We start from the raw sequence: 21616 nt of genomic DNA on the forward strand, positions 1-21616 counted from the left end.
AATGCAGAGAGGTCTCACTGCACATTACGCGAAGATACCGAAAAGCCTTTTTCCTCTAGCTTTTTAAGTATGCTTTTTGTAGTAATACCAAGTCTAGGCTCAATCGGCATTAGCTCCAGTATGCTGATATATCGAATGACAGAATCCATTTCATATACTCATTGCACATTTAAAATGAATTCTATCCTAGAGAGCACCTTGATTATTAGTTAGATGTCACCTTAAAACAAAATAACCCTCGTTTATACGACCCAATGCATCGTCAACAAACCCGTGCCCACCAATCCTCAACACTTCTACGAGCACCGATTAATACAAACCCTAAGTCACACAACTTCAAATAGAAATATACTCACACAAAACGTGGCGAATACACAAAGCAATAAACGTTACAAATTAGCTGAGATAAAAAAAGGGGTAATAAGGTATTCAAAAAGAGAAAACTAGGGGGGTTGTGACTTATTAGTACGAACCTCAAAAACACATAAAAAATATTTTTACAATAAGGCAACAAGAAATAGGAATTATCATTTATGGCACAGATCGGTCACACAACATATTTCAAAAAAATATGGCCACAGATTGGTCACAAACATCTTGCGAGATAAAGAAAGGAAGAATCTTTGAAAATCAAAGATTTGAATGGAATTTACTGAAGATAAATAGATGGTGGGTGTGGAGAGGTTCGAACTCCCGACATTCGCCTTGTAAGGGCGACGCTCTCCCAACTGAGCTACACACCCATTTTCATGCTTTCGCATTCAAACAATTTGCCAAATTATCACGTTAGGATAAATGGCGGAACGGACGGGACTCGAACCCGCGACCCCCTGCGTGACAGGCAGGTATTCTAACCAACTGAACTACCGCTCCATTTATCAATTTTGCGTCTGATGACGAAGCGTTTACATCGCTTTAGATGGTGGGTGTGGAGAGGTTCGAACTCCCGACATTCGCCTTGTAAGGGCGACGCTCTCCCAACTGAGCTACACACCCATTTTCATGCTTTCGCATTCAAACAATTTGCCAAATTATCACGTTAGGATAAATGGCGGAACGGACGGGACTCGAACCCGCGACCCCCTGCGTGACAGGCAGGTATTCTAACCAACTGAACTACCGCTCCATTTATCAATTTTTCGTCTGACGACGAAGCGTTTACATCGCTTTAGATGGTGGGTGTGGAGAGGTTCGAACTCCCGACATTCGCCTTGTAAGGGCGATAAATCAAAAGAACTTTAACTTACTTCAACTAACCACGATGACGATTCTAACCAACTCTCATTAAAAATCAATAGCTTAGTAAAAAATTTATTGAATAAAAATAAAAGTTTAATGCTTTCGCAAAGCTTCATTAAACCAATTTTTGAAAAAAAATGGTCACAAAATTACTTTGCGAGAACAACAAGATTTTTACGAACTAGATGATCTTCGCTCGACAACGGGCGCAGATGATACAGCAATGATTCCCTATGTCTATAGTTATTTATATTTTTTCTTATAATTGGCTACTTTCCTCTATATGAGCAGCATACAACAACATATCCCCGCCTCCTAAAAACTGCATGTATAATTGATTTATACAGATTTTTATAAGGGAAAAGCTGATTTTTGGCACATATATACCAACCTAATACTTTGACCATAAAACTATGTCCTCTACAACAACAGGGTTTAGAAAATTAGAGAACTCTGATAAAGCCGACTTTCGACTGCTATCAACATCCCAGACAGATCTAAGCTATACTGCAAATCAATAATATTTTAAGGTAGTACATTATGAACTCGATCAAGTTTTCAAACATATTTGAAGTGGTGGCTGCAAACGAGAGCCTAAAGGCTCAAGCAGAAATAGTTGGTGTGATCCGTGATATGGCGGCTAAAAATGGTTGGTCAAATATCAAGGTCTGTGCCGAGGGAAACAGAATTATGATTAAGCAAGCGAAAAGCCAAGTAAATGACAATCGACTAAGTGAAGCAGAACTACTCGAAGGGCTAGACTCTTACACTGCTCACGCAGATGAACTATTCCTCAATGTGGATTACGAACTCGCTGAAGCTTTAATCGACTAACACAATGAATTAGAGCTACCTTTTATTGTTCGATCTCGTAAAGGCACTTAAGAGGCACACTGAAAGCGGAGCAAACCGCTCTAGGCAAAAGCAGCCCCCAACTTTATGACAGACCGAAAAGGTATCGTTGAAGACATTGGGCGGTTTGATACAAATTGATTGAGCGGATGTCTAGTCAATATTTAAGAACTAAATATCAACCCTTTAAGTCAGACAACAACACTGCTCACTTAAACAACAATTCCGTGGCTAATTTGGCCCAAAAGATCGCTTACCCGATTTATTCCCTCGTTGGTAAACATAATCGATTCTGGAGACTTACCATCTAGCGCTAATGCAGGTGCTTTAATCCATGATTTCCATTTGTCTTCATCACCAAACAGCCCTAAACCCGTTTGATGAACCTTTTCATTCAACTCTCTCATTTCAGATGCTTCAACTAACTCTAAGATTTCGGCATAGGTGTCAGCTGGAACACAGTAAAATACCGAATCGCCGTTCTTCAATACGGCAACCGAGGCATCTTTAGACTCACTCATAACGAGATCAAGATTTTTCTCGATATCATTAATATCAATACTTTTTTCAGTATGATTTTTTTGTTTAGTGCTCATACTTCTCTCCCAACATATTTGTTAAGTATAACTAACATGAAAAGCGTAATTAAGGATAAGTTATTTTTATATGAGAACCTTACTCCGAAAATGATTTCTTACCTTGAGAAAATCGTCAAGTGAAGGGTTTTCCAACATAAATTCTCTAGCTGATTTGCCATTAAATGTCGGATGATTTATTGACCTTTTGAAAAAATCATACTTAAATCCAGGTGGTGAACTTAGGTGAATCATCTTGTATATACTTACCAGCATCGCCAGTGTATCAATAGTTTCTTGGTCTACTTGAAGACTGTCATTAGTCTGTGCGATCTCTTTCCATTGCTTCCAAGTTGAAACCGTAATACCACCTAGAAGAACGCACATCTGTTCATCTGATAAGTCCCAACGCTCCTGTGGACATTGCTCATCTAGCCACAATACAACCGCTGCTATTATCTTGTCTGCTGGCAAATTACTGGCATTTTCTTTGATACCTTCATCGTTCATGAAGCACCTCTCAGTCACTGTCGTTTGAATTTTTAATTAATCGATGATTTCTATTTTCTACACCTTGAATCAAAAAACCTTTGGTAACTCTCCCCACTTCGTCGTATAAGCTGGCGATAGATGTTCTCGTTTCATGGACCATTGCGGAGATACACCTTGCGAGGCGAAAAAGATATTGCCGAGGCCGCTTTGGTTGATGTGATCCACTACAGCCATTAAGGCTTTTGAATTAACCTTATTATTTTCGACTCGGAATAAGTCTTGCTGAAATACTCCATGTTCGTAGAAATCAGCCAACATGACACCGGCTTTCATATATCGATAACCAGCACGCCAAATACCTCTAAATATCACGTTGGTGACTTCCAATAAATCTCGAGTGTCGTCCGTTGGGTTTGGCAGTTCGACTGATAAAGTTTTTGAATAGAAAGGTTCGTTTTTAACATGTGGACTGGTACGTATAAACACACTCACGACTCTGCAAAGGCGTTTCTCCCCTCGTAATTTCTCGGCCGCGCGGGTTGTGTATTTAGCAATTGCTTCTCTTAGTTCTTGTTTTTCTGTCACCTTATGCCCAAACGATCGACTACAAATAATCTGCTGCTTTGTTGGTCGTACGCACTCCAGGTCTAAACAAGACACACCATTTAACTCACGAATCGTTCGCTCCAACACCACAGAAAACTCGCTCCGCATCGCCTTTGCATCCGCGTTAGCAAGATCCAACGCCGTATGGATCCCCCTCGCCTTTAGCTTTGCCATAGTTCGACGACCAACTCCCCACACATCGCCCACTTCCACCAAAGACAACAAGCGCTTTTGTCTATCAGGTTCCATCAAATCCACCACCGAACCGGTTGCCGGATACTTCTTCGCCGCATGGTTGGCCAACTTAGCCAAAGTCTTAGTTGGTGCAATACCAATACCGACCGTAATACCTGTCCATTGATCGACCTTCGCTTTCACCTTTTTACCAAACGCCAGCAGATCCGTTACATGATCAACGCCGGTTAAATCCATAAACGCTTCATCAATGGAATACACCTCAACCCGTGGCGCCTCTTCTTCTAGTATCGTCATCACCCGATTCGACAAATCCGCATACAAAACATAATTCGACGAAAAACACACAATACCGTGCTGCCTTATCTCATCTTTAACTTGAAACATCGGCACGCCCATTTTCAGTCCCAGCACCTTTGCCTCCTTTGAACGCGCCACCACGCAACCGTCGTTATTCGACAACACAACAACAGGCGTATGTTTTAAATCTGGTCTGAACAGTTTCTCGCAACTCGCATAGAAGTTATTGCAATCCACCAAAGCAAAAACTGTTTGCATCAGCCACGCTCATACTTACGAATCACACTGGTTACTACACCAAAAACCTCGAACTCTGACTCTTCTGTTATCACAATGGCTTTATAAGCCTGATTTCTAGGACGAAGAAGTACATTCGGCTGTAACTCCAAGGTCTTTACTGTCATTTCTCCATGAATACAGGCAATTACGATATCACCATGACGAGCGGTTAATGACTTATCTACCAGCAGAACATCACCCGATAAGATACCAGCTTCAATCATGGAGTCACCTTGTGCACGAACATAGAACGTGGATGCAGGGTGAGAGACACAAAAGTCATTAAGGTCCAGCGTTCGCTCAACAAAATCTTGCGCCGGAGAAGGAAACCCAGCTGACACAGAATCAACATAAAGCGGAATTCGCAGACTATTTGCTGCGATAAACTCCGACGATTCAGATACACCTAAATATGTTACACGCATAATTCACCAAAATACTGTATATATATACAGTATACGTTTAGAGAGTACGAATAGCCAAGTTAATTCTCGCAAAAAGATAAATCCCAAACTCTAAGAGAAAAATTAGGGAAACAGCTCTAGGCAAACTGCCAGGATATCCCAGAGTTAGGGGCAGGCAGTCCATCAGGGCTATTGATTATGCTGATATTAGCCGGTTGAATAACTTGAATATTTGTTAAGCTCAATTGATAGGTTTACGAAATAACCTTTGTAATGGAAACTATTACAATCGACAATCCAAATACTCATAAAGCGAAAGAGCCTAGATAGAAATGAATGAACACCAGGAACTCATAAAAGCTCTGCATATAGCCCAAGAATTCGGTATTACTAGTATAAATCAGATAATTTTCTTTCTAGTAATAGCCAAGGAAAAAGAAGCGGCTCTTTCCGTTCTCGACCTAGCCTCTACTGACGATGCAACCTCAGCTGAATATAAATTTGCTTTAGGACAATTTCGAAAGCTTTCTTCAGGTAGTAAATATCGCTCTAATGATGGCCTAGGATTAGTAGAGTATGCAGACACAGGCCGCAACCGACGAATAAAACTGACAACAAAAGGCAAACAACTACTAAAGCTACTGGAAGATATAACATCATAAATATTCATACCTCTGCTTTCATTTAATACCCAAAACCCTCTTTACCGAACTCACTCAACTCCCCCCAATGAAAACGACCTTGCCAATTCGCCTCGTAATGTTCTTCTGGAAAATCATCCGGTGAATACCCTTGTTTAAAATTTTCCGCACACTGCTGAGCGTAGCGACGATTTTTTTCGCAACCTGGTGCTGCAGGTATGTACATAACATTCCCCCAATTTTGTTGATCCTTGACAGGGGCAACACCATGAATCAAGTCACAATGCCACCACACTGAATCTCCCGCTGTCAGATCCGGAATTAACGCTTTAGCGCGCAGCAGTAAACTGTGCCATTTTTCATCAATAGGGAGAACTCGATGTGACGAAACACCACATAATTCATCTTCTGCTACGTCATCCAGCAAAGGGCGTATCAGTAAATACGCCATCGCGGCAGGCAATGGAATGGTAAACAAAACTCCTTGATCATGTTTTATGTCACACAATGCTGTCCAACCTTGAAAGGTGCGGAACGCAGAACACTTAGTTGTCCCCCCTTCGTACTCGTTAACATCAGGACGATACGCTGCATCCCAAGGGTCATACAATTCGTATTGACCAGCCAGAATGTGACGAAATACCCGCTGATAAGCGGGCAATAACCAACGTTCCAATGCTCCAGAATCGGTATGAGGCCCAAGACCATTTGACGTTGTCCCCGGTGAACGGCGACGTACACGGTCAGGGTAAATATAGCTCACCGCTGGATCGAACCATCGCCGCCCTTCGGATTCAACTTTCCAAAAGCCATTCAAAAAGCATTGCACTTCATGCATGCGAGGACTTTGTCGAGCCTCCATTTGCGAAGGTGACCAATAAATGGGAAAAATCTCTGGTCTCGACGCACTCAATGTTCCAAAAAAATCATCGCCTGGGCCACGATATTGGTTGTCGAAATCATTTATCTCTACGTACTCCACCAAAGCCTCGTCCCACTGCTTAGCTTGTTCAGGTGAAAAATGCCCTCGAATAACAGCGCATCCCCGTTTTTTGATCAACGCTGTTATTGACTCTGGCACCGTTTGCCGATGAATTTGTTCGTAGGTTATTTCTGGCCAAACACTCTTTCCTTGAGCCTGACTGCGTTCGATGTCTTCAATCTCATTTTCTAAGTCCGCCATAATTTTCGCCATCAACGCAGGCACATCTCCGATTGACTCTCGCCATTTGACTTTCATTTCTCGTATGGACTGCTGCACATCACTTGGTAATACGCTATGCGAGGAATATGGGAGCTTTTTTATTGTTGTCATGACAAACCTCAGAATAAATAAGTAAAGTTTCCTAACTTGTTAAATCAGATTAACCTTGAGTAACCTTCAAGTAAAGTAAAATCTTTTTATCAACATCAAGGACAACCTCATTGCCAAAGACAATTGCACATAAACCTAGCAGTTTAGCGATAAATACCGACCGCGCCTTTATTGACTGTCTTCGCCATCAAGGCGTACTGTCCAGAGCCGCAATTGCTAGTCAAACAGGAATATCTAAGCCCACCATTTCAGAGTCAGCACAACGGCTTCTGGCACGCCAAGTGATTGTCGAATGCCACAAAAAGGACACCAAGTCATCCAAAAGACCATCGGTGTTGTACGAAATAAACAAACAACGTGGTGCATCACTCGCCATTGTGCTCGACGATGTTTCCATACAATTGACACTGTCCGACTTGCAAGGAAATGAATGTCAGTCACGCCACTTAACCTACTCTGAAGGACGAACTTCAGCCGAATATACAAGGGATTTACTGTCCGCCATCAAAGGAGTAATAACAAATACAACACCGCCTTTATTATCTATTGGCCTATCTGTTGCCGACCCTATTCATCCAAAAGATGGCAGTGTCGTGAAAATGCCCAACTCTCCGTTTCCAGTTGCCCAAGACATCAATTTTATCCAGCAACTTGAAAATGCATTTCATTGTTCGGTTGTAATCGACAACGATGTAAATTGGGCAACTCTGTCTGAACGAGAGATGACCCAATTGGACAACTTCATCTACGTATTTCTTGGACGAGGCATTGGCTGCGGACTGTTTTTTGAGCGCACTCTAATTCGAGGAGACAACGGCATGGCAGGAGAAATTGGCTATGTAACGCTAAAAAGCGGTAAGCATTTATTGGAAAGCCGCTATCAGGGGATGACAATCAATAACGCCCTATTAAAATCGGGAAATTTAGACAGGCAACTGGTTGAAGAAATAAATGAGGCAATTCGTTTAACGTGCCAAATAACACACCCCGAAACGTTGATATTAGGTGGGCCAATTGCCGCTGATCCTACAAGTTATTTTGCCATTGTCGCACAACTTAACAAGGCTCTACCAAACATAAACATTCAATTAAGTCAGGCTCCGGATAACGCGTCGTTAGCGGGAGCAGCAATAGGCGCACATCAACTGGCTTTGCTTTCGCTTGGATTAATTGATGGAGGCAATAACATTGCCCAACTGGGTTTTTATCGACTCTATGAACACGACACTGTGACCAAACTAGACTGATTTTAATTTGTTGCAAAAGCCGTTTTTCTTGAATAAATAGGGAGCCAACGGCTTTCAGCTTATGAAGGTCAACGAGCTAGTAGACTACCCCATCCTGCGACATACTAAACTATTGTATTTAGCTTAGGGAAGGTGCGAATAAGTCAGCTATTCAACAGTTGTGGATATAAAATTTCTTGTATTTTCAATTAGATAAATCAAGTGATCTCTTATTGAAATGACTTGTTCGCATTATCCCAAGCTTTTAGGTATTCGGATTGGCTGCTTATTTATTCTCAGATGCGGCATGGTCAACCCCGAAGATTAAAAGTGAATTTTCTCATGAGAAGAACGTGTTTACATCTTATATAACTATTCATGCTCTATCTGAATAAATTCAACCAAACTTGAAATATCACACTCGAAATAAATACAAAGCTTATCCAAATTATCGGTAACTGTATTATAGCCTTTCTGATTTGCCATTTTAGAGAGAGTGACCCTACTCACTCCAGTCTCTTCAGCAACTTCTCCAATTGTAATTCTTCTATCTTCGTCAAACGACTTTTTAGAAATTAAGTCTTTAATTTTAAACCTAAGCAAACCCACCACCACTCAAACGTTAAATATATTTAACAAAAAGACATTGACAGACATCAACCTACATTTTAGTATGTGTATATTGTTAAACATATTTAACAATATAGTTGAATCACTAAATAAAAGGACAATGACATGAACACATACCTTAGCACAGAACAGTTATCAGAGAGAATACATTACACAGCTCGCACTATTCGAAATGAGCTATTGGACTCATGCCTATTAGAAGGGCGCCACTATATTCGCCCGTTCAATAGAAGAAAAATTCTATTCATTTGGGAAGCAATTGAAGAAGACATGCTGGTTCAAGATGACAACTTAGCTATGGCTTATACAGAGGAGGCATAATTATGGCTAGTATCAATATTCGTAAAGAAACCAACACCCTTTATCTCGACTTTCGTTACATGGGGAAACGTTGTCGAGAACAAACTACCCTGAAACCCACCCTCGCAAACCGTAAGAAGCTCGAACGCACATTAGTTCAGATTGAGTCTGAGATTATAGCTGGAACCTTTCGTTACAGCGCTCATTTCCCAGATAGTAAATCCGCTAACAATTTTGATGATTTAGAATTAAAAACCCACCAGCCTGAAGACTGGAAACACCAGCAAAACCAGGTAGAGGTTACAATTTTTGAAGAGTTCATTGAAGGATGGATTGATCGAAATAAGGTTGCTTGGCGTCGCTCTCACATAGTTAATATTGAAAGTATTGTTACTAAGCACTATTTGCCTTTCTTTGGAAAAATGAAAGTCGACGACATCACTCGAAACGACATTCTTAAATTTCGAACCTCACTCGCCAAAGTTCCGGGTCGAAATGGAAAAGAAAGCCTAGCCAACACACGCATTAATAAGATTATTAATCCTCTAAAGCGCATATTTGAGGACGCCGCCGATGAATATAACTTTACCACGCCATACATTCGTATCAAACCACTTAAAAGCCCAAAAACAGATGCAAATCCCTTTACCATCGAAGAAGTAAATTTGATCCTCGATACCATGCGTATAGATTACCGTGATTACTTCCTAATCCGATTTTTTACAGGTATGCGCACTGGGGAAATTGATGGGCTGAAATGGAAGTATGTAGATTTTGATCATAAGGTAATCAAAATTCGAGAGACAATAGTTGCAGGTGAGGAAGACATAACCAAAACAGAGTCCTCTGTTCGTGATATTCATATGAGTACGCCAGTTTATAACGCTTTGATGCGTCAGAAAAAGCACTCAGAACATTTTGGAAAATTCGTATTTTGCAACCGCCATGGTGATGCAATTAAACATAACAATGTGACTCAGCGTATCTGGTATCCCCTTCTCAAACGCCTAAGATTGGAAAAACGACGCCCTTATCAAACCCGGCACACAGCGGCAACTTTGTGGCTGGCTGCTGGCGAATCACCTGAATGGATTGCTCGCCAAATGGGCCATGCCAATACTTCGATGCTTTTTCGAGTATATTCTCGCTACGTCCCTAACCTAACAAGAATGGATGGCTCAGCAATCGAAAAACTATTACAAAATAAGTTAGAGGTGAAATATGCATAGCTTAGATGCTCAGCCAAATTTGTCAGAGGCGACAACCTGCAAACGCTTTAAAGGCTGCTATCTATTAGAATCCGTGAAAGTAAAGATCACAGACACAGGATGGCCAGTACGCATTGCAACGATTAAAGATGTTCAAAACCAAAACTCTCTCGAACTTCGATTACTCGGAAGTAACTTTTTAGCTATTAACCACTTCGTGGGTGACTATGTGCAACTCGAAGCAGCCATAAAGCGCTATCGGAATGGTCAGTTCTTTTACTTGGCATGGTACGAGCCTGTTACTGGGCTTTTAATAAAACCAGTTATTCAAGGAAAGAATGCTGTACAACAGATAAGCCGAGAAGCCTGTTTACTAACTTTAAAACACCGGATTTTGTTTTTTCAATCAAAATCTGAACAGTCATTGTGTATTAGCATACTGACAAGCTTCAACCATCAACTGTCGATCTATGAACTACAGAACCTATGCAGCCAGCTTGCTCAATTAAACGACAATCAACTAGTCGTTGAACTGATACACCAAGTTGAAAAACAAAGTGATGACATAAGTACGACTGGGAAGCTATTAAATCAATTGAGCAATAAATTGCCATATCAAATTTGGGAGAAAAAGCTACTTGGCCTTTAACATCAACAGCCACTACATGAGTATCATGTAGTGGCTTTATTGAAAAAGCTTACTAATTTTTAGACGTTTCTACTCTCTAGCAAACTCAAGGAAGTCCAGTTCGATGAACTACGAAGCTCAGCGCAATTTAGAGAGTAGTGGACTTCGGAGTTGAATTCGCGGTTGACCTCTCGCCACCTACTTAACCATGAGTGGTGCACTTATTATCTTAATTTTCGCTCATTATCATTAGCCCTTAATCACTTTAATTACTCGCCAACTCGCAGTTCCTTTTTTGGGATCATTATCCCATATTTTTATAGCTTTTATAAACTCGCCATCATTTAGGCCATTTAATAAATATGGGGCAATAAAGGCATCACTCACAAAACCAAACCCTTTAGGGTTAAGCTTTAAGTCATCTTCAATTTCTACAACTTTTTCGCTAGTTTGGTAATCAATCTTATGCACTTCTAAGACATCAGACTCTCCTTGGTCTGAAGCGACTTTAACTTCAACCCAACTACCAATATCTGGTAACCCTTTACCATAAAAAAGACCTTTTCTAGCGCTTAGCTTATTACCTAAATCTACATAAATGCTAAAGCCTTTACCTGAGCGATGATTCGAATCAATAATGCCAGTAACCATTTCTAGCTTTTCAGTCGCGTATTGAAGTGATTTATTAGCAAGGAATTTTATTTCAGCTTTAAAATCGAGATCACTTATGCACGAAGCATCAAACCATGTTTGTTGAACAAGCTCTTCATGTTCAGGTTTTAAGGCCCAGCCTTTCTCATTGTATATTTCAATAAGTTTACTCAAAGACGCAGATGCCAACTTAAACTCATTACTACTAGAAAATAGCTTAGCTAGTCCAATCCATTTCTGGTTGTAACACGCTGTCTATGTAAAAGCCTTGGTTACCATCATTTGTTGAGCTTGGAGTGTCTATACTATTCAGTAACTCTTCTGTTTTTTGGTAGTTGTAAGTGCCTGGAATTGCTTTGTTCAGCCGTTCTGCGAATTCCACTAAATTTGGTTCTGCCAACATGTACATATTGATTAGAAAAATAGCGTAAAGAGCAGAATTTTCACCAATATTAAATAACATGGGGCAAAATGGGCCAATTTCAGATACAAAAAAGTAGTAAGTAAAATCTGGTAAGACTAGGGGGATTTGAACTGCTGACCGCTACCATATCATGGTTATGACGAATATTCCTGTAAATGGTGAACTATTACTTTATCTATTATTTTCAAAGCCTTAGTGACGCCTTATCCTTTGAATCAAAGTAATATAAGGCAATAAAGCTCTATAACAGAAGATTTTGGCTAATTTTGATACCGTCTTGGCCCATGCCCCCTACTCTTCGAATTAAAGCATCTCAAATTAGCCCATGCTTTAAAGGCAAAAATACCCTCAAATACATGGTTTCAATTGCTTTGAATCAAAGCATGCTTTTGGACATTTTTGTTACTTTGATTCGAAGCAAACGTGAGTTTTCGTGGGAATAAAAACCTCTCAGCATTACCAGAGGCCTGCAAAAAGATGGCAAGTCAATCCCATGATAAAAAGCAGAGATAAAAAAAGCCGCTTTAGTTGCGGCCTTTTTGTTTCGAAAGATTGAGAAGTCTTTCGGTAACCCTATCAGGATAACTTGGATTCATCTACTTTAACTAAATACCTGAATTGAAGTCAACTAATCACGGTCGATAACAAATGCATAAAACCTTTTATGTGGTAATTCATCCATAGAAAATCAAAATATTCTCTTGATAAACACGCTTAACAATTTTTCCTAAATTAACACTGCAATAATTTCTCTCTACAAGTTTTTAATGTTCAGTTACTATAAACATCAGTTCTCCATACTCTCGGTAGGTCTTTCCACCTTGCCGTACACGCTGATGATAAATGCTCTCGTTTCATAGACCATTGCGGCGTTGTACCTTGAGCGGCGAAGAATACGCTGCCAAGGCCGCTGAGGTTGATGCGGTCTACCACTCCCATTAAGTGTTTAGAGTTGACCTCTACCATCTCAAGGTTATGATGAATATTCCCCTACATGGTGTGCAACGACTTTATATAACATATTCAATGCCTTAGTAAATACCTCCCCTTTGAATCAAAGCAACTTTAAGCAAGAAAGCTCTATTTACTAGGATTTTGGCCCATCTTGGCCCATGACCTCTACCCTTCGAATCAAAGCATTTCAAATAGTTCATGCCTTAAAGGCAAAAACACCCATAAATACATGGTTTTGATTGCTTTGAATCAAAGCATGATTTTGGACATTTTTGTTACTTTGATTCGTAGTAAACGTGAGTTTTCGTGAGATTACAATCTTCCCATCACCACAAAAGGTCTACAAAAAATAACCTATAATGTATTATTTTGTAGACCAATTTACAGAATAATTTTCTGGAAACTAGCCTATTCACTCTCAATTTCCCCTTAGCCACTTCCATTTAATTACTCTTCACAACGACTAGAATGTGATTGCCTACAACATTCACATCAAATTATGATTAGATTAATCATGTTATTCAAATCATAGGGTGTGTTATGTGGATATGGCAGCAAGAAAATTTGCCTAACTTTATATGGGATAAAAACGTTGTAGAACCAATGTTAAGAGAAGCCCGTCTTAACCAAGGAATACTATTGGGTAAGATGGCCAGTCAATCCCATGATAAAAAGCAAAACAAGCTCAATACACTTTTGGCTAACATCGTGAACTCAAGCGCAATTGAGGCGCTCAAACTCTAGCAGTAAAAATTCCTCCCTAAGTTCTTACTGGATCAGGCTCAAAAGAATAAAGGAAAAAGCCGAGCTACTAGCTCGGCTTTTTCCTTTCAGCTTGATAACCTGTTGGATTTGATGGATCTATCGTTTATCAATACTGTTGATAGACAGTCATCGTACCTTGTTGGCTAAACTGAACCACATTAAAACCTTTGTATTGCTGACCTTTTGCAGCCATGCCAGGAGAATACCTTGGCATTCCAGGCACAGCCAACCCTGATACATTTTCAGGTTTCTCAAGTATTAAACGTGCCACATCTTGTTCTGGCACATGCCCTTCAATTAAGTAACCGTCGATTACAGCGGTGTGACACGATTGTAGTTGCATGGGCATACCCGTATCTTTCTTTAAAGAGGACCAGTCTTCTGTGTGATGATAATTAACGGTATATCCCTCTGCCTTCATTAGCTCACCCCATTTAACACAACAACCACATGTCGGAGACTTGTAGAGATCTATTATAGGTTGTGCAAACACGCTTGCACTGACTAACGTTAAGATTGAAGCTGCAATGCTTTTATTTATTACCTTCATATATTCACCTCTTTCAAAATTAGCTATTTACTATTAATTTGGCTATCTGATAATTTTACCGCCCGCAGCCTTAAAGCATTTAGTATGACACTCACCGAGGACAACGACATAGCTGCAGCGGCAAAAATAGGCGATAAGAGAATACCTGTAAACGGATAAAGTACTCCTGCAGCAATCGGTACTCCTGCCATGTTATAAATGAATGCAAAGAACAGGTTCTGCCGAATATTATGCATGGTTGCTCGGGATAATCGTCGCGCTTCCACTATGCCCATCAGATCGCCACGCAACAAAGTAATGCCCGCACTTTCTATGGCCACGTCGGTTCCTGTGCCCATCGCAATACCTACATCAGCAGTTACCAAGGCTAACGCATCATTTACACCATCTCCAGCCATAACAACAACACGCCCCTCATTCTTAAGTTGTTGAATAACCTTACCTTTATCTTCCGGCAACACTTCTGCTTTCACTTCATCAATGTGGAGCTTGCGGGCTACGGCTTCAGCGGAAGTAAGGTTATCTCCAGTCAGCATCACCACCCGAATTCCTTCCTTCTGCAGAGCGATTATTGCCGCTTTGGAGGTATCCTTGACAGGGTCTGCAATTGCCAGCAAACCACAAACCTTCCCGTCAACCGCGGCAAAGATTACTGTGGCACCGTCTTCTCGAAGTTGGTTAGCTTCTTCCTCAAAAGTTGAAGTATTAACATTTTCTGACTGCATTAACAGTCGATTACCAAGCAGAACCCTTTTTCCATCGACTTCACCGGTAACGCCTTTGCCGTTCGGTGAGTCGAAATCTATGGCGTCTGGCAGAGTTAGATTCATGGTCTTAGCTTTATCTAAAATGGCATGAGCTAACGGATGCTCGCTGCCTTTTTCAAGACTACCGGAATAACGCATCAAATCCTCATCGCTGAAACCGTTTGCCAAGGCCAGTTTTGTCACCTGAGGCTTACCTTCGGTCAAGGTCCCGGTTTTATCCACTACCACTGTGTCTACTTTTTCCATCCGCTCCAATGCTTCAGCATCTCGGATCAAGACACCGATCTGAGCCCCACGACCAACACCGACCATGATCGACATAGGAGTCGCCAGACCCAAGGCACAGGGACAAGCAATAATCAGCACACTCACAGCTGCGATCAGACCAAAGGCCATGGGTGGCGTTGGACCGACGATAGACCAGACTCCGAATGCAATGATAGAGACCAACAGAACCACCGGAACGAACCAACTAGCCACTTTGTCAGCCATTCCCTGAATAGGCGCACGACTTCGCTGTGCACTGGCAACCATCTGGACGATCTGGGACAACATTGTGTCACGACCTACTTTGTCAGCCCGTAAAATAAAACTGCCTTGCTGATTAATGCTACCACCAACTACTTGATCTCCAGTCTTTTTACTAACTGCCAGGGGTTCACCAGTGACCATGGATTCATCAACATTGGAACGGCCTTCAAGCACTTCGCCATCTAGAGGCACCTTATCGCCAGGTCTAACTCGCAATCGATCGCCAACCTTAACTTGATCGAGCGCCACATCAGACTCACTGCCGTCATCGTCCAGTTTTCTTGCCGTAGCCGGAGCTAGATCCAATAGAGCTTTGATAGCGCCAGAGGTTTTTTCTCGAGCTCGAAGTTCAAGTACCTGACCCAACAACACCAGCACAACAATGACAGCGGCCGCCTCGAAATACACTGCGACTGAGCCATCGTCAGCGTGAAAAGCGTCAGGAAATATCTGCGGAGTCAAGGTTGCGACAAAACTGTACAACAGAGAAACACCCGTACCGATGGCAATAAGTGTGAACATATTAAGATTACTATTAAGTACAGATTTCCAACCGCGTACAAAGAATGGTCCACCACACCAAACGACCACTGGAGTAGCTAAAGCCAACTGAATCCAATTGGATATTTGTGGCGACACAATATGGTCAACCTTAAAGAGATGGCCTCCCATTTCGATCAAAAAAACCGGAAGTGCCAGAGCCAGACCAATCCAGAATCGACGAGTCATGTCGGCGAGCTCTACTGAAGGGCCGTCGTCGAGGCTTACTTCCTCAGGTTCCAGCGACATGCCACAAATCGGGCAGTCACCGGGGCCTTGTTGACGGACTTCTGGATGCATAGGACAGGTAAACATGGTTCCGGCCGCAACCGGCTCTGTTTGCTCATTTTCTTCGTTGAGATACTTCTCTGGATTATTATCGAACTTCAACTGACAACCAGAAGAACAGAAATACCAAGTCTTATCGACATGCTGACTACTATATTTTGCAGTTCGAGTATCTACCGACATTTTGCACACAGGGTCATGCACCCCATGGCTTTTATGTTCATGATGATTCGTGTGTTCACTCATATTGTGCTCCTTTTTTACTCGCGGGCCAGTCAGAAAAAGCAATGAAATACAACAAAATCAGATTGACCATTGGGACCAGTATCAGCAGTCCCAGCCAGCCAGAATATCCAGCTCGCTTGCATATTCTATAGACAGGTATAACGACTAAGGTCGCAATCACTAACATCCATAACCAGTGTCCTGCCCACATTGTGCTACCAAACATACTTTCGTTCATCATGGTATTGTCCTTTCTTTTATATTGTTGAAATTAATGGTGATGCGAGTGAAGCTTTTATTTTTCGCCTCACCGCTCATCCTTTATTTCTTGTAAAAAAGCTTAAATCCAAGCTGTCACGCCATTAGACTGCCTAATGAAATAAATGTTTTAACAATAAAAAGGCGTTAATATCGGCTCTTGTCTGACTCTTCCTCTACCATTTCACCAACTAAAACAACGAAAATTAATAGAACTCCAATCAATGCATTGGAAGCCCAACAAAGGTGGTAAACATGGCAGTGACCGCCAAGATCGCAGCCGCGACAATTTTTTCGGTTAAAATGGATTTTTGAATAACATTCGCATTGCCACGCTCTAAAATGAGCGGCACAAGATACAATTTATGATACGCTGCCATCGCAAGAATAACGGCAACCAGAGCAAGCTTGACCATCAACCAAAAGCCATAGTCTGATGACAGTAAACCTTGCCATCCTGTCAATTCATAGCTCATCCAGACGCCACAAAGTAATAAAATCGACACGGTAATAACCGCCAGCTTACCAAAGTTCTCTAATACTATATTGGACTCTTCAACTGTTGCGTGGCGCACCGTTAGCCACAATGGAAACAACAATCCCAACCACCATGCAGCGATTAAGATGTGAATGAAAAATATCACTTGATAATACCAAGCTTGGCTCATCGAGTGCCCAGAAAGAGAAAACGAATACACTAAGCTAGCAATACCAAAAGAAGCGACCAGCAATGATAAAGGGGAATACGGCCAAACATTCTCGCTACTTCCCTGCCCCAATAAAATCAGAGCCAGCGCCACAATAACGTAGCCGGACAAATTAACCATCACAATGCTGCCAGCAGCGGAATCCCAATAGATAGAAACCATCTCTGGATCAAACATAGACCAAAGACCTTCCTCCATTGCAGCGCCAACCAGAATAAAGAAATACGCCACCGTAGCCGCACTTCCCACCAGCACGCCGACTTTTATATACCCTTTTATACAGAGCAATAAAACAGGCTGATGGCGCAGCAAATTGAACGCAAACAAACCACCAACAACACTGGATACACCAAAGTACAACATCCAACGTGTCAATAATTGCGCGACCTCCCAACTCGTTAACGCCATACCGCCTCCCGTTATTTTTTGCTCTATTACTCAAATGAACTGCCGCGAACCATTAATGCTGCATAAAGCTATACGACCCTTTCATCATGTGCCCATCTTCCCCCATGGCTTTCCACTGAACAGAATACGTATCTGGCGTCAGTTTCGGCAGCATGGCTTTAAAATGCTCCGTTGCTGCGGCTTTACGGTCATATTTAATCGCCACGGGCTTATTATCCGACCCAATCACTTTCAAACTCACTACTTGCATGGGCTGTTGAAAATGCATTTCTACGCGCTCAGCTTGTGCCATTAGCATGGAACCATCTTCTGGGTATGTCATTTTCATCATGCCGTGTGCATATACGTTTACAGCAGCTGTCATTGCGAATACAGAAAGCGCTAATTTGATTTTGTTCATACTATGATCCTTTAAAGTTTAATTGCTTTGAGCTTAATATTTGTTTGCACTGGCACAAAGAGGAGCCCACCTGTACCAGCATTTTGTGCGGCTCTGAAAAACCGCGTTTTACATCGATTGAAACAAACACTCATTTCAATGAAGATTTTTTCCATATAAAGTACACCGCAGGCAAAACTAATAACGTCAGTACGACCGCGCTCACCATACCGCCAACCATAGGTGCAGCGATTCGACTCATCACCTCCGATCCCGTTCCAGTACCATATAAAATTGGCAGCAAGCCGATAATGATAGATACCGCCGTCATCATCACCGGACGAACTCGCATGCCAGCGCCGTGAAGCACCGCATGGTAAAGCGTGTCCGCGCGAGGTAAGACGCCTTTTTCAGCGCATTTACTTTGTGTCTCAGTCCAAGCTTGATTCAAATACATCAGCATAATGACGCCGATTTCCACGGCCACGCCAGCCAGCGCAATGAAGCCAACCCCCACCGCAACCGAGAAATTGAAGCCAGACAAATACATCAGCCAGATACTGCCCACCATAGCAAATGGCAAGGTGCCCATAATGATCGCCACCTCGAAGAAATTACGGAAGTTGATATACAAGAGGACAACAATGATGGCCAATGTAAGCGGCACGACATAGGTCAGCTTTTCTTTTGCCCGTTGCATATACTCATATTGACCAGACCAATTTAATGAATAACCTGCTGGTAATTGCACTTGGTCTGCTACGATTTTTTGTGCGTTTTCGACATAACGGCCAATATCTACACCCTCAATGTCCACAAAGGTCCAACCGTTTAAACGCGCGTTTTCACTTTTTAATCCTGGCGGACCTTCTTCCACATAAACATCAGCAATATCCCCTAAAGCAATTCGTAAACCATTCGGAGTCACGATTGGCAAAAGGGCTAATTGCTCGGGTGAATCACGATATTCCTGTGGATAGCGAACATTAATGGGATAGCGCTCAAGCCCCTCAATAGTATTAGTGACATTCATGCCACCCACCGCCGAAGAGATAAGCTCTTGAACATCTTGAATGTTCAACCCATAACGCGATGCCTTCGCGCGATTAATGTCTATATTGACGTAACGACCACCGGCCACACGCTCAGAATAAACCGATGCCGTGCCCTCAACTGGTTTCAAGATTTTCTCTAGCTGCAAACCAATATCTTGAATCACTTTCAGATCAGGACCTGCAACCTTTATACCCACAGGGGTTTTGATGCCCGTTGCCAGCATGTCGATTCGTGTTTTGATCGGCATTACCCAAGCGTTAGTAATGCCAGGGATCTTGACCAGCTGATCAAGCTCTTGCTTGATCTTGTCGCTGGTCATGCCGTCTCGCCATTCAGAGTGAGGCTTGAGTTGAATAAAGGTTTCGATCATCGTCAAAGGTGCTGGGTCTGTCGCGGTTTCTGCACGGCCAACCTTCCCAAAGACAGTTTTCACTTCTGGCAAGGTCGCAATCAGTTTATTGGTTTGCTGTAATACCTGACGTGCTTGTCCGATGGAGATCCCCGGATACGCTGTTGGCATATACATCAAATCACCTTCGTCTAAGTTAGGAATAAACTCACTTCCCAACTTATTTAACGGCCACATACCAATGGCGAATATAGCAATCGCTACCAAAATGGTCGTTTTCGGAAAATTCAACACAGCTTTTAACGCCGGCATATACACCGCAATCAAAGCCCGATTAACAGGGTTTTTATGCTCAGGCAAAACCTTACCTCGCACAAAGTACCCCATCAAAACAGGGACGAGGGTGATGGCTAATGCCGCCGATGCAGCCATTGCATAGGTTTTGGTATAGGCCAACGGGCCAAACATTCGCCCTTCTTGGGATTCCAAGGTAAACACAGGCACAAAACTGACGGTGATAATCAACAGGCTAAAAAATAATGCGGGGCCAACTTCGGTAGCCGCGGCGGTCACAATCTGCCAGCGGTTTTCCTTGGTCATTTCGACTTTCTCCATATGCTTATGGAGGTTTTCTATCATAACGATTGCGCCATCGATCATGGCACCGATGGCAATCGCAATACCGCCAAGCGACATGATATTGGCATTAATTCCCTGCAAATGCATGACGATGAAAGCAGTCAAAATACCGACTGGCAGACTGATAATGGCCACCAAAGAGGAACGCACATGAAAAAGAAACACCATACAAACCAATGCAACCACAAAGAACTCTTCCAGCAGTTTGGTCCATAAATTCTCCACGGCACGATCAATCAAACCAGAACGGTCATAAACCGTCACCACCTCAACGCCTTTTGGCAAACTGGATTTCAAAGTTTCCAATTTCGCTTTTACGCCTTCGATGGTTTTCTGTGCGTTTTCACCAAAACGCATCACCACCACGCCGCCGACAGTTTCGCCTTCACCATTGAGATCTGCTAACCCTCGACGCATTTGTGGGCCAATACCAACGTCTGCAACATCTTTGATCGTCAACGGTGTGCCACTTTCACTGACGCCAAGCGGAATCATTTCAATATCTTCGACGCTCTGTATATAACCAGACGCTCGAACCATGTATTCAGCTTCAGCCATTTCAATGACCGACGCGCCGACCTCCTGATTACCGCGTTTGATAGCATTTTGAATGTGGTTCAATGGCATGTTTAACGCGCGTAACTTATCTGGATTCACACTTACCTGATACTGCTTCACCATACCGCCAATGGGTGCCACTTCCGATACGCCAGGCACGGTTTGTAATTCATACTTCAAGAACCAGTCTTGCAATGATCGCAATTGACTCAAGTCGTTTTGACCAGTTCTATCGACCAAAGCGTACAAATACACCCAGCCAACACCCGTTGCATCTGGCCCCAATTGCGCCCTTGCGTTACCAGGCAAGGATGGCGCAACCTGACTTAAATATTCCAGCACTCGGCTTCGCGCCCAGTACATATCGGTATCTTCATCAAAAATTACGTACACATACGAATCCCCAAAGAACGAATAACCACGCACTGTTTGAGCACCGGGCACAGACAACATCGCCGTGGTCAACGGGTACGTAACCTGATCTTCCACAACTTGTGGCGCTTGTCCTGGATAACTGGTTTTAATGATGACCTGCACATCAGACAAGTCAGGAATGGCATCAACGGGTGTATTCTTTAACGAATACAAGCCAGCGCCCACTAAAATAAAAGTAGCCAATAACACCATGAATCGGTTGTTTATGGACCAACGAATGATCGCTTCAATCATGATATTCC

The 21616-nt window shown here is 42.3% G+C and carries 22 protein-coding genes and 4 tRNA genes; 7 read left to right on the forward strand and 19 right to left on the reverse strand.

Features of this window, described 5'->3' with window-relative positions; genetic code table 11:
• Positions 1 to 667: 667 nt before the first annotated feature.
• The 4 genes from IEZ33_RS10575 to IEZ33_RS10590 all read right to left on the reverse strand — a co-directional run bounded on the left by IEZ33_RS10575 (position 668) and on the right by IEZ33_RS10590 (position 1126).
• Positions 668 to 743 (reverse strand) — tRNA-Val (locus IEZ33_RS10575).
• 53 nt (positions 744 to 796) lie between these two features.
• Positions 797 to 873: transfer RNA gene (locus IEZ33_RS10580), tRNA-Asp, on the reverse strand.
• 47 nt (positions 874 to 920) lie between these two features.
• Positions 921 to 996: transfer RNA gene (locus IEZ33_RS10585), tRNA-Val, on the reverse strand.
• A gap of 53 nt (positions 997 to 1049) precedes the next feature.
• Positions 1050 to 1126, reverse strand: a tRNA-Asp gene (locus tag IEZ33_RS10590).
• A 653-nt stretch (positions 1127 to 1779) separates the two neighbouring features.
• Between IEZ33_RS10590 and IEZ33_RS10595 the strand changes: the two genes are divergently transcribed.
• A complete protein-coding gene (locus tag IEZ33_RS10595) occupies positions 1780 to 2073 on the forward strand; it encodes a hypothetical protein (RefSeq protein ID WP_191600059.1) in 294 nt (97 codons plus the stop codon).
• 230 nt (positions 2074 to 2303) lie between these two features.
• Here IEZ33_RS10595 and IEZ33_RS10600 read toward each other — a convergent pair whose 3' ends face one another.
• The 4 genes from IEZ33_RS10600 to umuD all read right to left on the reverse strand — a co-directional run bounded on the left by IEZ33_RS10600 (position 2304) and on the right by umuD (position 4963).
• Positions 2304 to 2687, reverse strand: a complete 384-nt coding sequence (locus IEZ33_RS10600; protein WP_191600060.1) for an antitoxin Xre/MbcA/ParS toxin-binding domain-containing protein — start codon at positions 2685 to 2687, stop codon at positions 2304 to 2306.
• A 66-nt stretch (positions 2688 to 2753) separates the two neighbouring features.
• Entirely contained in the window at positions 2754 to 3176 is a 423-nt protein-coding gene (locus IEZ33_RS10605) for a hypothetical protein (RefSeq protein WP_191600061.1), read from the reverse strand.
• 69 nt (positions 3177 to 3245) lie between these two features.
• On the reverse strand, positions 3246 to 4517 hold the full coding sequence (gene umuC / locus IEZ33_RS10610) for a translesion error-prone DNA polymerase V subunit UmuC (RefSeq protein ID WP_191600062.1): 1272 nt from the start codon (positions 4515 to 4517) through the stop codon (positions 3246 to 3248).
• Positions 4517 to 4963 (reverse strand): translesion error-prone DNA polymerase V autoproteolytic subunit, encoded by a 447-nt coding sequence (umuD, locus tag IEZ33_RS10615; RefSeq protein WP_191600063.1) that lies wholly within the window; start codon positions 4961 to 4963, stop codon positions 4517 to 4519. The genes umuC and umuD overlap by 1 nt, the downstream gene beginning before the upstream one ends.
• Positions 4964 to 5274: 311 nt before the next feature.
• On the opposite strand from umuD, the gene IEZ33_RS10620 reads away from it, so the two are divergent.
• Complete coding sequence (locus IEZ33_RS10620; RefSeq protein WP_191600064.1) at positions 5275 to 5604, forward strand: hypothetical protein; 330 nt, start codon at positions 5275 to 5277, stop codon at positions 5602 to 5604.
• A gap of 22 nt (positions 5605 to 5626) precedes the next feature.
• Here IEZ33_RS10620 and IEZ33_RS10625 read toward each other — a convergent pair whose 3' ends face one another.
• On the reverse strand, positions 5627 to 6898 hold the full coding sequence (locus tag IEZ33_RS10625; RefSeq protein ID WP_206696842.1) for a YbiU family protein: 1272 nt from the start codon (positions 6896 to 6898) through the stop codon (positions 5627 to 5629).
• A gap of 110 nt (positions 6899 to 7008) precedes the next feature.
• Here IEZ33_RS10625 and IEZ33_RS10630 point away from each other — a divergent pair, with 110 nt between their 5' ends.
• Complete coding sequence (locus IEZ33_RS10630) at positions 7009 to 8145, forward strand: ROK family transcriptional regulator (protein ID WP_191600065.1); 1137 nt, start codon at positions 7009 to 7011, stop codon at positions 8143 to 8145.
• 351 nt (positions 8146 to 8496) lie between these two features.
• Here the strand turns inward: IEZ33_RS10630 and IEZ33_RS10635 are convergent, their stop codons facing one another.
• Positions 8497 to 8727, reverse strand: coding sequence for a helix-turn-helix domain-containing protein (locus tag IEZ33_RS10635; protein WP_191600066.1), 231 nt, complete (start codon positions 8725 to 8727; stop codon positions 8497 to 8499).
• A 132-nt stretch (positions 8728 to 8859) separates the two neighbouring features.
• Between IEZ33_RS10635 and IEZ33_RS10640 the strand changes: the two genes are divergently transcribed.
• The 3 genes from IEZ33_RS10640 to IEZ33_RS10650 are packed head-to-tail and all read left to right on the forward strand — an operon-like array spanning position 8860 to position 10911.
• The gene (locus IEZ33_RS10640; RefSeq protein WP_191600067.1) at positions 8860 to 9075 is read left to right on the forward strand and encodes a hypothetical protein; all 216 of its coding nucleotides are present in this window, start codon (positions 8860 to 8862) and stop codon (positions 9073 to 9075) included.
• 2 nt (positions 9076 to 9077) lie between these two features.
• Positions 9078 to 10283 carry an Arm DNA-binding domain-containing protein gene (locus tag IEZ33_RS10645; protein WP_191600068.1) on the forward strand — a complete coding sequence of 402 codons (1206 nt, stop codon included), beginning with the start codon at positions 9078 to 9080 and terminating at the stop codon, positions 10281 to 10283.
• Positions 10276 to 10911: a hypothetical protein gene (locus IEZ33_RS10650; RefSeq protein ID WP_191600069.1), complete on the forward strand. Its 636-nt coding sequence runs from the start codon at positions 10276 to 10278 to the stop codon at positions 10909 to 10911. The genes IEZ33_RS10645 and IEZ33_RS10650 overlap by 8 nt, the downstream gene beginning before the upstream one ends.
• Positions 10912 to 11139: 228 nt before the next feature.
• Here the strand turns inward: IEZ33_RS10650 and IEZ33_RS10655 are convergent, their stop codons facing one another.
• The 3 genes from IEZ33_RS10655 to IEZ33_RS10665 form a co-directional block, all read right to left on the reverse strand.
• Positions 11140 to 11715 (reverse strand): hypothetical protein, encoded by a 576-nt coding sequence (locus tag IEZ33_RS10655; protein ID WP_191600070.1) that lies wholly within the window; start codon positions 11713 to 11715, stop codon positions 11140 to 11142.
• A 43-nt stretch (positions 11716 to 11758) separates the two neighbouring features.
• Positions 11759 to 12004: a hypothetical protein gene (locus IEZ33_RS10660; RefSeq protein WP_191600071.1), complete on the reverse strand. Its 246-nt coding sequence runs from the start codon at positions 12002 to 12004 to the stop codon at positions 11759 to 11761.
• A gap of 732 nt (positions 12005 to 12736) precedes the next feature.
• Complete coding sequence (locus tag IEZ33_RS10665) at positions 12737 to 12931, reverse strand: DUF4113 domain-containing protein (protein ID WP_420844853.1); 195 nt, start codon at positions 12929 to 12931, stop codon at positions 12737 to 12739.
• Between the two features lie 528 nt (positions 12932 to 13459).
• Here IEZ33_RS10665 and IEZ33_RS10670 point away from each other — a divergent pair.
• Positions 13460 to 13663 carry a DUF4172 domain-containing protein gene (locus IEZ33_RS10670; RefSeq protein ID WP_191600072.1) on the forward strand — a complete coding sequence of 68 codons (204 nt, stop codon included), beginning with the start codon at positions 13460 to 13462 and terminating at the stop codon, positions 13661 to 13663.
• Positions 13664 to 13790: 127 nt separating this feature from the next.
• On the opposite strand, the gene IEZ33_RS10675 is transcribed toward IEZ33_RS10670, so the two are convergent.
• From IEZ33_RS10675 to IEZ33_RS10700, 6 genes are all read right to left on the reverse strand, one after another.
• On the reverse strand, positions 13791 to 14234 hold the full coding sequence (locus IEZ33_RS10675; RefSeq protein ID WP_191600073.1) for a DUF411 domain-containing protein: 444 nt from the start codon (positions 14232 to 14234) through the stop codon (positions 13791 to 13793).
• 23 nt (positions 14235 to 14257) lie between these two features.
• Positions 14258 to 16606 (reverse strand): heavy metal translocating P-type ATPase, encoded by a 2349-nt coding sequence (locus IEZ33_RS10680; RefSeq protein WP_191600074.1) that lies wholly within the window; start codon positions 16604 to 16606, stop codon positions 14258 to 14260.
• Positions 16599 to 16826 (reverse strand): hypothetical protein, encoded by a 228-nt coding sequence (locus tag IEZ33_RS10685; protein ID WP_191600075.1) that lies wholly within the window; start codon positions 16824 to 16826, stop codon positions 16599 to 16601. The genes IEZ33_RS10680 and IEZ33_RS10685 overlap by 8 nt, the downstream gene beginning before the upstream one ends.
• A 238-nt stretch (positions 16827 to 17064) precedes the next feature.
• The gene (locus IEZ33_RS10690) at positions 17065 to 17958 is read right to left on the reverse strand and encodes a copper resistance D family protein (protein ID WP_191600076.1); all 894 of its coding nucleotides are present in this window, start codon (positions 17956 to 17958) and stop codon (positions 17065 to 17067) included.
• Between the two features lie 52 nt (positions 17959 to 18010).
• Positions 18011 to 18358, reverse strand: coding sequence for a copper resistance CopC family protein (locus IEZ33_RS10695; RefSeq protein ID WP_191600077.1), 348 nt, complete (start codon positions 18356 to 18358; stop codon positions 18011 to 18013).
• Positions 18359 to 18488: 130 nt separating this feature from the next.
• Positions 18489 to 21608 carry an efflux RND transporter permease subunit gene (locus IEZ33_RS10700; RefSeq protein WP_191600078.1) on the reverse strand — a complete coding sequence of 1040 codons (3120 nt, stop codon included), beginning with the start codon at positions 21606 to 21608 and terminating at the stop codon, positions 18489 to 18491.
• Positions 21609 to 21616 lie beyond the last annotated feature (8 nt).

It is taken from the genome of Marinomonas algicola, from assembly GCF_014805825.1.
Classification (GTDB): Bacteria; Pseudomonadota; Gammaproteobacteria; order Pseudomonadales; family Marinomonadaceae; genus Marinomonas; species Marinomonas algicola.

Coding starts and splice junctions, on each gene's coding strand:
- IEZ33_RS10675 (WP_191600073.1), bottom strand. CDS start 14,234: ATGAAGGTAATAAATAAAAGCATTGCAGCTTCAATCTTAACGTTAGTC.
- IEZ33_RS10605 (WP_191600061.1), bottom strand. CDS start 3,176: ATGAACGATGAAGGTATCAAAGAAAATGCCAGTAATTTGCCAGCAGAC.
- IEZ33_RS10620 (WP_191600064.1), top strand. CDS start 5,275: ATGAATGAACACCAGGAACTCATAAAAGCTCTGCATATAGCCCAAGAA.
- IEZ33_RS10625 (WP_206696842.1), bottom strand. CDS start 6,898: ATGACAACAATAAAAAAGCTCCCATATTCCTCGCATAGCGTATTACCA.
- IEZ33_RS10645 (WP_191600068.1), top strand. CDS start 9,078: ATGGCTAGTATCAATATTCGTAAAGAAACCAACACCCTTTATCTCGAC.
- IEZ33_RS10650 (WP_191600069.1), top strand. CDS start 10,276: ATGCATAGCTTAGATGCTCAGCCAAATTTGTCAGAGGCGACAACCTGC.
- IEZ33_RS10660 (WP_191600071.1), bottom strand. CDS start 12,004: ATGTTATTTAATATTGGTGAAAATTCTGCTCTTTACGCTATTTTTCTA.
- IEZ33_RS10670 (WP_191600072.1), top strand. CDS start 13,460: ATGTGGATATGGCAGCAAGAAAATTTGCCTAACTTTATATGGGATAAA.
- IEZ33_RS10595 (WP_191600059.1), top strand. CDS start 1,780: ATGAACTCGATCAAGTTTTCAAACATATTTGAAGTGGTGGCTGCAAAC.
- IEZ33_RS10600 (WP_191600060.1), bottom strand. CDS start 2,687: ATGAGCACTAAACAAAAAAATCATACTGAAAAAAGTATTGATATTAAT.
- IEZ33_RS10665 (WP_420844853.1), bottom strand. CDS start 12,931: ATGGTAGAGGTCAACTCTAAACACTTAATGGGAGTGGTAGACCGCATC.
- IEZ33_RS10695 (WP_191600077.1), bottom strand. CDS start 18,358: ATGAACAAAATCAAATTAGCGCTTTCTGTATTCGCAATGACAGCTGCT.
- IEZ33_RS10690 (WP_191600076.1), bottom strand. CDS start 17,958: ATGGCGTTAACGAGTTGGGAGGTCGCGCAATTATTGACACGTTGGATG.
- umuD (WP_191600063.1), bottom strand. CDS start 4,963: ATGCGTGTAACATATTTAGGTGTATCTGAATCGTCGGAGTTTATCGCA.
- IEZ33_RS10700 (WP_191600078.1), bottom strand. CDS start 21,608: ATGATTGAAGCGATCATTCGTTGGTCCATAAACAACCGATTCATGGTG.
- IEZ33_RS10680 (WP_191600074.1), bottom strand. CDS start 16,606: ATGAGTGAACACACGAATCATCATGAACATAAAAGCCATGGGGTGCAT.
- IEZ33_RS10640 (WP_191600067.1), top strand. CDS start 8,860: ATGAACACATACCTTAGCACAGAACAGTTATCAGAGAGAATACATTAC.
- IEZ33_RS10685 (WP_191600075.1), bottom strand. CDS start 16,826: ATGATGAACGAAAGTATGTTTGGTAGCACAATGTGGGCAGGACACTGG.
- umuC (WP_191600062.1), bottom strand. CDS start 4,517: ATGCAAACAGTTTTTGCTTTGGTGGATTGCAATAACTTCTATGCGAGT.